Source organism: Propioniciclava sp. LT432 (assembly GCF_059515965.1).
The window spans coordinates 207,755-217,137 of sequence record NZ_JCAKNE010000001.1 but is presented as its reverse complement, the minus strand read 5'-3'; the positions used below and the strand labels follow the sequence as shown (position 1 = coordinate 217,137).

Annotated in this window: 10 protein-coding genes and 1 other annotated feature; of the genes, 9 read left to right on the top strand and 1 reads right to left on the bottom strand. The window is 64.4% G+C overall.

The genetic code is table 11. From position 1 onward, the window contains the following. The first annotated feature begins 91 nt into the window (after nucleotides 1-91). Nucleotides 92-221 (top strand) — a sequence feature (AL1L pseudoknot). The 8 genes from AC5YDV_RS01050 to AC5YDV_RS01015 all read left to right on the top strand — a co-directional run bounded on the left by AC5YDV_RS01050 (nucleotide 129) and on the right by AC5YDV_RS01015 (nucleotide 7,151). After that, nucleotides 129-578 carry an IS3 family transposase gene (locus AC5YDV_RS01050; RefSeq protein WP_496192319.1) on the top strand — a complete coding sequence of 150 codons (450 nt, stop codon included), beginning with the start codon at nucleotides 129-131 and terminating at the stop codon, nucleotides 576-578. Its footprint overlaps the feature before it by 93 nt. Nucleotides 579-831: 253 nt before the next feature. After that, nucleotides 832-1,149 (top strand): MFS transporter, encoded by a 318-nt coding sequence (locus AC5YDV_RS01045; protein ID WP_496181743.1) that lies wholly within the window; start codon nucleotides 832-834, stop codon nucleotides 1,147-1,149. Nucleotides 1,150-1,178: 29 nt separating this feature from the next. Continuing rightward, entirely contained in the window at nucleotides 1,179-1,895 is a 717-nt protein-coding gene (locus AC5YDV_RS01040) for an SDR family NAD(P)-dependent oxidoreductase (protein ID WP_496181742.1), read from the top strand. Between the two features lie 297 nt (nucleotides 1,896-2,192). Continuing rightward, entirely contained in the window at nucleotides 2,193-2,594 is a 402-nt protein-coding gene (locus AC5YDV_RS01035) for a universal stress protein (protein ID WP_496181741.1), read from the top strand. Further along, complete coding sequence (locus tag AC5YDV_RS01030; protein ID WP_496181740.1) at nucleotides 2,591-3,343, top strand: SDR family NAD(P)-dependent oxidoreductase; 753 nt, start codon at nucleotides 2,591-2,593, stop codon at nucleotides 3,341-3,343. The genes AC5YDV_RS01035 and AC5YDV_RS01030 overlap by 4 nt, the downstream gene beginning before the upstream one ends. 26 nt (nucleotides 3,344-3,369) lie before the next feature. Further along, on the top strand, nucleotides 3,370-4,305 hold the full coding sequence (locus tag AC5YDV_RS01025; protein WP_496192318.1) for an IclR family transcriptional regulator: 936 nt from the start codon (nucleotides 3,370-3,372) through the stop codon (nucleotides 4,303-4,305). Nucleotides 4,306-4,593: 288 nt separating this feature from the next. Next, complete coding sequence (locus AC5YDV_RS01020; protein WP_496181738.1) at nucleotides 4,594-6,231, top strand: flavin-containing monooxygenase; 1,638 nt, start codon at nucleotides 4,594-4,596, stop codon at nucleotides 6,229-6,231. Between the two features lie 200 nt (nucleotides 6,232-6,431). Beyond that, the gene (locus tag AC5YDV_RS01015) at nucleotides 6,432-7,151 is read left to right on the top strand and encodes an alpha/beta hydrolase (RefSeq protein ID WP_496181737.1); all 720 of its coding nucleotides are present in this window, start codon (nucleotides 6,432-6,434) and stop codon (nucleotides 7,149-7,151) included. A gap of 4 nt (nucleotides 7,152-7,155) precedes the next feature. Here AC5YDV_RS01015 and AC5YDV_RS01010 read toward each other — a convergent pair whose 3' ends face one another. Beyond that, a complete protein-coding gene (locus AC5YDV_RS01010) occupies nucleotides 7,156-7,959 on the bottom strand; it encodes an IclR family transcriptional regulator (protein WP_496181736.1) in 804 nt (267 codons plus the stop codon). A gap of 360 nt (nucleotides 7,960-8,319) precedes the next feature. Between AC5YDV_RS01010 and AC5YDV_RS01005 the strand changes: the two genes are divergently transcribed. Next, a complete protein-coding gene (locus tag AC5YDV_RS01005; RefSeq protein WP_496181735.1) occupies nucleotides 8,320-9,162 on the top strand; it encodes an ABC transporter substrate-binding protein in 843 nt (280 codons plus the stop codon). The last annotated feature ends 221 nt before the right edge of the window (nucleotides 9,163-9,383 follow it).

The window sequence follows — 9,383 nt, the reverse complement described above, 5'->3', positions numbered from 1 at the left end:
CATCAACAGCTCCAGCCACGAGAACGACGACCACATCGTCGACCCCGTCACGAACCGCCATCCACCCGGAGTCGAGATCACCTACATATCAAGCCTTTCTTCGCGCGGGAGCTCGACCCGCGTTTGCCGTGGTAGTCGGGTTCATCGACGACCACCGGGCCCGGTTCGGGGTCGAGCCGATCTATCGCGTGCTGCGTGGGCACGGTGTGCAGGTCGCCCCGTCGGGCTACTACGCGTCCAAGGCCCGCAGACCGTCGAAGCGGGCCTTGTCGGACGCCTACGTGTGGGAACGGATCGAGGCGCTCCAGGACGACAAGACCAAGGGCAACGGGGTCGCCGGCTATCGCAAGATGTGGCACCTGCTCAAGCGGGACGGTGTCGAGGCACCGCGGTGCCAGGTGGCCCGTCTGATGCGGGCCCACGGGAACCGGCCAGTGACTCCGCACGACGGGCATCGTCTTCCTGGACGGGAGAACCCTCGTCCCCGTCCTCAGACAGTGACGCGCAGACACTCCCGCTCATCGCCACCCAGCGACCGCAACCAACGCCACAGTCGGCGAACCCACGCTTGTGCGTGATCCGGTGCCACCCAAGACGAGTCACCCGCGTGGCAGGTCCACGCCTCGGCCACCAATTCCCTGAACCGGGCCAGCCTCGACCGGGAGAGTCGACCCCAGAGCCCACCGATCTCTTTCACGAGCCATCACGCTCAGCCGGATAGCGGCGAGACCCGGAGCCTCCTCCCACGGCCACCGTAGCGACCACCACCCGTCACCAGGAGGCACTCCAAGTCATACAAGCCTCTTTGCCATTGCAAGCAACGCAATTGTCATGGTCGCGATCGTGGGCTTCTTGATGAACTCGATCTTCTACGCCTTGGCGAACGGGACCACGCCGGCATACTTCTCCGAGCTGTTCGGCACCAAGGTGCGCTATAGCGGAACTGCCATCGGGATCCAGGTGGGCATGATCGTCTCTGGATTCTCCCCGAGCATCACCACCAGTTGGGTCGGTAAGGATCCTGGGATGTGGCCGGTCGTCGCCTTGGTTGTGGCGGCACTTGGCGTTGTGGCGTTGGTTACTGCCGCTTCCACCCGTGAAACGGCAAAGACCAGTGTTCGTGACTTGGGCGCCAAGGTGTCGAACTGACGAGCACAACGCTGGATAGCGAACACAGCATGACGACAACACCTTCGCGCACCGCCTTGGTAACGGGGGCGGGCAGCGGTATCGGAGAGGCGACCGCCCGGAAGCTCCTCGCGTCGGGCCACCGGGTGATCATGATCGATCGGGACTGGCGCGCATCCACCACCAGCCACGAACATGCCGTTCAGATCACGGCCGACGTGAGGGAGCCCGGCGACTTGCGGTCCCGTATCCGTGAAGCCGTCTCAGAGCCCCTTCACGTCGTCGTGTGTGCTGCGGGTGTCATGGGGAGGCCGGATGGGCTGGCCACCAGTCCCGACAACTGGAGGGATGTCTACGACGTCAACGTGATCGGCTGCCACAACACCATTGTTGCCCTCGAGGGGCTGATGGCGAATGGAGGTTCGATAGTTCTCACATCGTCCATTGCAGCCGCGCGGGGCCTTGCGGAGCGGCCTCACTACGCCGCTTCCAAGGCCGGCGTGGGCGCCCTGGTAAAGAGCTACGCATCCCTCTTCGCCCCGACGATCCGGGTGAACGGTGTAGCCCCGGGACTGATCGACACCCCCATGACACGGGAGTTCATCCATACGGAGACGGCTCATGCGACCTTGGCCAACACGCCGCTGGGAAGGGTCGGCCGAGCGGACGAGATCGCTGAGGTCATCCACTTCCTTGGTAGCCCTCTGGCGTCGTTCGTAACCGGTCAGGTCATGCATGTCAACGGCGGGGCACTGATGGTGGGCTGATCGCAGCCCTGTGAGTAGTTCTCCCGCGCAAGCGAATCGTTGCGGGGAGATTCGGAACAGTCAGTGGATTTAAATGCGGCAAGGAGCAACAGAAGTGAACTCGGTCACGGCCGTTATCGTCGGAGCAGGTTTTTCCGAGGGCGCATCTACGAGCCTCTCGACGACCGGGGGGCACCATCGTCTGCCTGCAAGATGGGCGAGCTCTGATCGTGGTTGACGTCCGGGCGAGGGCTGCGGCCCTCGTCCGGACCCGCCGGGGATCGCATCTCCGATTCCTATTGTCTGAGAGGAAAGCCAGTGTCCATCGTCGTTGGTTATGTCCCTACTCCTGAGGGGCGGGCGGCCCTGCGCCGCGCCGCGGCTGAGGCCAATCTCCGGAACAGCGACGTGATCGTGGTGAATTCCCACCGAGGCGGCCAGTCCTTCTCCGGGCAGGACGCCATGGCGTTCGAGAAGGAGTTGGCCGCGGTGTCCGAGACCCTGACAAGCAGCGGCGTGGACAGCAGGGTGCGGCTCCTGGTGCGCCGCAATGCCCCGGCCGAGGATTTGGCGTCGGTTGCTCAGGAGTACCAAGCCGACATGGTCGTGGTGGGACTGCGCCGTCAACACCCGGTGTTGAAGGCGCTCAGCGGCTCGGACCTGTTGGAGCTCCTCGCCATCGCACCCTGCCCAGTCCTGGCGGTCGGGACCGAAGGATGACCGGGGGGCAAGTATCCCGTGGCACCGCCCTCGTGACGGGGGCCGGCTCGGGGATCGGTGCCGCGATCGCCAAGCGCCTCGGCCGCGCGGGGTGGGCAGTCGCTGTGGCTGACCTGGACATCGTCCCCGCCGCCAAGGTCGCCGACGAGATCATTCAGGCGGGGTCACATGCCCTGCCGGTTGCCGTCGACGTGGTCGATTCCGCTGGGCTGGAGAAGGCGGTGGCGCACGTCGTGGGTGAGTTCGGCGGGCTGGATGGCCTCGTGCCCAGCGCGGGCATCCCCGAGCGCAAGGGTCCCCTGCATCAGGTCTTGGAAGCGGACTGGCAGAGGGTCATCGACATCGACCTGAGCGGGGTTGCTATGACCATCCGCGCCGCTCTGCCGCACCTGGTGGAGAGCCGGGGAGCCATCGTGAACATTGCATCCATCCTCGGCGAGGTGGGGGCGGCGAACTCACACGCCTACTCCGCCGCGAAGCACGGCGTCGTCGGCCTGACGAAGTCGCTGGCGGTGACCTATGCGCCAGTCGGCGTCCGAGTGAACGCTGTTGCGCCCGCCTACGTGAACACCCCGCTCCTGGCCCAACTGCCGCCGGAGACCCGCACCAGCATGATCTCGCGGACCCCGATCGGCCGGCTGGCCGAGGCGGATGAGGTCGCGAGCGTCATCGAATTTCTGCTGTCGCCCGGGGCCTCGTACGTGACGGGCGCGTGCATCCCGGTCGACGGCGGCTACCTCGCGGTCTGAGGACGAGGAACCTGAGGAGATGAGGCATGGCCAACTCGCCGAGCGGTGACTCCATGGTCGACAGGATCGTGCGCATCCTCGATGCCTTGCAGAGCGCCACGACCTCGCTGACTGTCGCCGAGATCGCCCAAAGAGCCGACCTGCCCTCCGCGACGGCGTATCGCTTGGTGGGCGACTTGGCTGGAGCCCGGCTGTTGGAGCGCACCGACGGGGAGGTCCATATCGGTGTTCGGCTGTGGGAGTTGGCCGAGCGGAGCTCGAAGATGATGCTGATGAGGCAGACGGCCCGCCCGTTCCTTGACGACCTCCGCAAGTTGTCCGGGCAGGACGCAGCACTCGCGGTGCTTGACGGCATGGACGCCTTGTACGTCGACATCGTGCGCGCCCAAAGGACGAGAAACATCGCCATGATCGCGCGCCGCATGCCTGCCTACGCCTGCTCCGCCGGGCTGGCGTTGATCTCCAAGTCGCCCGAAGACGTCCAAGCTGAGTTCCTGGCTGCCGAGAAGCGCAAGTTCACCGCGGAGACGGTGACCGACCAGCTACAACTTCGACGGATGCTCGACCAGATTCGCAGGGAGGGGTACGTCAAGGCCAAGGAGCTGATCATTCAGGGATCCAGCGGATTGGCGGTGCCTGTTGAACAAACGAATGGTCGCATTCTGGCAGCGGGTCACATTGGTGGTTCCCACGAGCGAACTGGAAGATCGCGCGCTCGTTCTGGCAGCGGGTCACATTGGTGGTTCCCACGAGCGAACTGGAAGATCGCGCGCTCGTCCCCTTGTTGCGGTCTGCTGCCGCAGGCCGGGGCGGCGCTCTGGACCACCTCTTCGACGGGCGTCCCGAGCTTCCCGGGGGGCGCTGACCGGGGGTGCGATGACAAGTGCACCCAGGGCTGGTGGTCGACAACACGGAACACAGGGCAGGTCAGGGGCGCGGAGTGTCGGTCCTCAGTCAGGTGAGCGCCGCGCCCCCGACTGCGCGCAGGGTCGCGTGGCGAGGCTGCGCCAACGGCCTCAAGGATCGGTGGGGTAGGTGGTACGCCCCCGCTTGATCGGAGGAAAATGCAGCGAATGGCTCTCCGAAGAGCTGGCTGTGCGCCCGACTACTCCTGAGCGCCATGAGCCCCGTCCCTTGTACTCCGGACGGGGTCGGCGCGACCCGAGTCAAAGGCGCGCCCCTCAGAGCACGTCTCTCGCTGAGTGAGAGGAAGCCGCAAATTCCTCTGCATGTTCATACAGGATCATGTCGTGAGCGAAAGCGAGGACTTTGGGATGAGTGAGACAACTGCGATGCCGCGCGAGGTGGAGGTATTGATTGTCGGGGCCGGTTTCTCTGGCATCAGCCTGCTGTACCACCTGCGGACCCGAGCGATCGAGGCGATGATTTTGGAGGGAGCGGAAAGCGTAGGAGGAACTTGGTATCACAACCGCTACCCGGGGGCCCGCTGTGATATCGAGAGCTTGGACTACTCGTTGTCCCTGTCGGAGGATTTGCAGCAGGAGTGGCGCTGGCCTGAGCGTTACTCGGCGCAGCCAGCAATCCTGGAGTACCTGCGACACGTGGTCGCCCGATATGACTTGCAGTCTTCCATTCAACTGAACTCCACCGTGCGCTCGGCCGCGTTTGACGAGGTCGCGCAACAGTGGCGCGTCGAAGTGGCCGGGGGAGGTCAGTTCCTCAGCAAGTACTTGGTGCTTGCCACCGGCGTGCTGTCCGCGGCCCAAACCCCCTCTATCCACGGGCTGGACACGTTCCATGGCCGACTCCTGCACACGGCGGATTGGCCCAAGGACGGTGTGGATCTCCGCGGGCTCCGCGTCGGAGTGATCGGGACCGGATCCTCGGCGACTCAGCTCATCCCGCTGGTCGCACAAGAAGCCGCCGAACTGACCGTCTTCCAAAGAACCGCCAACTTCGTCATGCCTGCTCGGAACGCCCCTATCAGCGATGCTGAGGACGCGGCTTGGAAGGCTCGATATCCCGAACGCCGAGCCATTGCCCGCGCTTCGTCGAATGGACACAATCAGGACCCGGCCAAGGCGGCCGGTAGAGACCTCACCCCGGAGGAGCGAGAGAGGGAACTCGAGGAGCGGTGGCAGGCGGGCGGGCTGTACATGATGCGAGCATTCACCGACATCCTGACTGACCCCGAGGTCAATGCCCATGCGACGCAGTTCGTAAGCGACAAGATCCGGTCGATCGTGCACGATCCGACGACCGCCGAGATGCTCGTGCCCAAGGATCTGCCCATCGGTACAAAGCGGCTGTGCTCAGGGACCAACTACTACGAAACCTTCAACCGGGAGAACGTGCACCTGGTGGATATCAAGGCCGACCCGATCGTCCAGGTGACACCGACGAGCATCCGGACCAAGGGCCACGAGTTCGAGCTTGACGTGCTCATCATGGCCACCGGCTTCGACGCAATGACCGGGTCGTTCCTGCGTCTCGACGTGACCGGGCGTGGTGGCCAAAGCCTGAGGGCCCACTGGGGACACGGCCCTCAGACGTACGCGGGCGTTGCTACCTCCGGATTCCCGAACATGTTCCTGCTGTCGGGCCCTCAGAGCCCCTCCGTGTTCAGCAACATGGCGACCACGTCCGAGCTTCACGCCGAATGGGTGGCCGACTGCATTACCGAGCTCGAAAGTCGTGGTGCGGCCACCATAGAGGCCACGCCTGAGGCGGAGCAGGACTGGGTGTCGCATGTGACGGAGCTCGCCTCGCGGACTCTGTACGCCGATTCGCGCAACTCGTGGTTCTGGGGCGCGAACACTCCTGGGAAGCCACGCGTCTTCATGCCGTACGTCGGTGGTGTCGCCAACTACATGAGCCGCCTCCACGCGATCGCGTCGAACGACTACGCCGGGTTCGTCGTCCGATGACACAGCCGTCCATGGACCCCGCGCTGGCAAGCTTCTTTGAGGAGGCAGTCGGGCGTGGAAAGCGCCCCACTCACGAGGGGACCGTCTCGCAGGCGCGTCAAGCTCTCGCTGACCGAGCGGCCGCAGCCCCGCCCGGGCGTCAGCTTTCCCACGTCACTGATCCCGTCGCGGAGCATGACGGGCACTGCGTGGATGTCCGCGTGTACGAGCTGGACCCGGAGCCCGACGCCACCATCGTCTATCTGCACGGTGGAGGCTGGGTGCTCGGGAGTGTGCAGGAGTTCGACCGGGTAGCCCGGGAGTTGGCGTTTCAGACAAGAGCGCGGGTGGTCAGCGTTGACTACCGGCTGGCACCGGAGCACCCTTTCCCAGCCGCTCTCGAGGATGCTTGGGCGGCCCTAAATTGGGCCGGCGAAGTCTTTGCGGAGAGCCGGCTCGTTGTGGCCGGGGACTCGGCCGGCGGCAACTTGGCGTCCGTACTTTCGCAGCAGGCGCGTGCTCACGGACCGACAATCTCGGCGCAGATCCTCTTCTACCCGGTCACGGACAGCGACTGGTCGCGGGCTTCTTACAACGAGTTCAGGGACACCAACTACCTCCTCAACAGCCGCGACATGGAGTGGTTCTGGGGCCACTACTTGCCCGACGATGATCGGCGTCGATCTGAGCTGGCCGCGCCGCTGCGTGCCGAAGACCTTGGTGGACTTCCGCCCGCCATTGTGGTCATTGCCCACCATGATCCACTTCGGGACGAGGGATGCGCTTACGTTGACGCGATGAAGCGGGCGGGATCGCACGCTGTTGTCTTGGAGTACCCGCACATGGCGCATGGCTTCATCAGCCTTCTAGGGGTCGTACCCGCCGCCGAAGAGGCATTCCAGGCCGTGGCGCATGAACTTGCGGGGGTGCTTCGCCCGTGATCAATCAGGGGCGCCGCCGGAAGTGAGATCGGAGGGCGGTGACCCGCCAATCGTCCTTGGTTGATGAGGCCTCCTTGAGTGCCCGGGTGATCGCCCGGGAAGCCATCAACAGCGGGGTCTGGCTGGACTTGATCGCCGCGCTGCCAGAGGGCACCAGCACGGTGAGCGCAGCGATGACGTCGCCCGACGGACCCCAGACTGGTGTCGCCACGCCAGCGGTATCATCGTGGATCCAGCCGTCGGCAACCACGATGTTGTCGCGAACCGCCCCGTCCATCAGCCGCTCCAATTCTGCCCGATCAAGAACGGTTCGTGCTGTGACGCGTTCCCGGGGAGCCGAGAGGATCCGCTCCTTCGTCTCGGGGGCCGCGAACGCCCCGAGTACCAGCCCGGGCGAGCAGATGGCCGCGGGTAGCCTGCTGGCGATCCGGGTAATGGTGACCACCGACGGCTTCGCCGACAGTTGGTCCAGGTAAATGACGTCGGTGCCATCCAAAGCGGCCAGCTGGGTGTGCTGGTTGATGATGCTGTGGAGGTCCTGGAGGATTGGGCGCGCAACATCCTTCAAGTTCAAACGGGGAGCTGCACGCTGCCCGAACTCCCACACGCGAAGCCCTACCCGGAACAGCTTGTCCGCGTTTCGCTCCAAGAGGCCTTCAGTCACCATCTCGGACATGATCCGGTGCGCGGTTGGAGCCGGCAGGCCGGTTCGCCGCGCTACCTCAGAAGCCGAGAGTTCCTCATGCTCACTGAAGGCGTCCAGGACCAGTACGACACGCGACACCATGCTCTTTGAAGGATCCGACATGCCATCTCCTTGCCCACCGGAGCTTGGATTGTAGGCCAACACTGACACGCACGGGGATGATGAGGCGCGTCAGGGGACGCATCGCGTGGGCCAAGGCAAGGTCAGGTTGCTTCTCACTCACCGAAAAGGGTTCGCCTCGGGTGGTCATCCAGTTGCGACACTTCCTCCAGTCCCCACGTGGGACGGGATAGGGGAGGAAGCATGAACTACCGACACAGGCGCGGCGCGGTCGCGGTCGTAGGCGTCGTTGCCATGTTGGCAACCGCTTGCTCGAGTGTGGCTGCTCCGGGAAACCCAGCCACCCCAGCGGGTGGCCCAGGGTCCTCTGGTACAGCCGATCGCCAGAGGTGCGACATCAGGGTGGGTGTCCAGCCTTTCGCTGAGCTCGCCGCGTTCTACATCGCGCAGAAGGACGGCATCTTTGAGAAGAATGGAGTGACGGTCACCCCCCACCCCACCTCGACGGGGTCCACCCTCGTCACCACCCTTGTAGCCGGGGAAACCCCGATCATCTACGCCAACTACGTCAGCTTGTTCGTGGCTTCCGACAAGGGCTTGCCCATCAAGATCTTCCGGGAGAACGACCGCCCTGGCGCGCAGGCTCTCTATGTGACAAACAACAGCCCCATTCAGACTGCGCGTGACATGACGGGCAAGACCATCGCGGTCAACGGTTTGGGTAACGTCATGGAGATTACCTCTAGGGCGATTCTGAAGGATGCCGGTATTCAGGGTGATTCGGTCAGGTTCGTTGAAGTGCCCCCGCCGAACATGATTGCGGCCGTGGAGACGGGGCAGGTCGACTCCGCTTGGTTGGTCGAGCCCTTCATTAGCCAAGCGCTCGAGGGTGGGAGGCTGCGCGCGGTGGCGTCGCCGTTCGAGGGGACAACCAAGGGCTTGCCCGTCGCGGGATGGGCGACCAGCGATGCCTATGCGGAGTCCCAACCGCAGTGCATCACCCGGTTCAGCCTGGCGATGGATGAAGCCATGAAGGTGGCCGACGCGGACCAGTCGAAGGTCGCCGAGATCATCCCGACCTACTCACAAATCACCCCGGCCGTTGCGGGCAGACTGACCAAGAGCGGTTGGACGCCCAAGAGCGACTTGAGCGAACTTGAGAGATGGAATCCACTTCTCGTCGAGTACAAGGCGATCGCCAAGCCTGTTGCCCTGCCCGAACTCGTCCTGACGACTGACAAGTAGTTACCGCGGCCAAGGAGCGCCTCCTCCCACCCGCGGAGGCGCTCCCACCCAAGTCGCTTTGCCCGGTTTGGCTCACTACATAGCCGCCACGCACGTCGTGGTTGGGCTCATGAAGTCAGTTGCTTGCGACCACCGACCATCATGGCGTCCGCGCGCTCCTAGCCTCGATGTTTCGCGCCTTGTCCGCGTGGTCGTTGTGGCGGGCTGTGACCGTCGTGCGG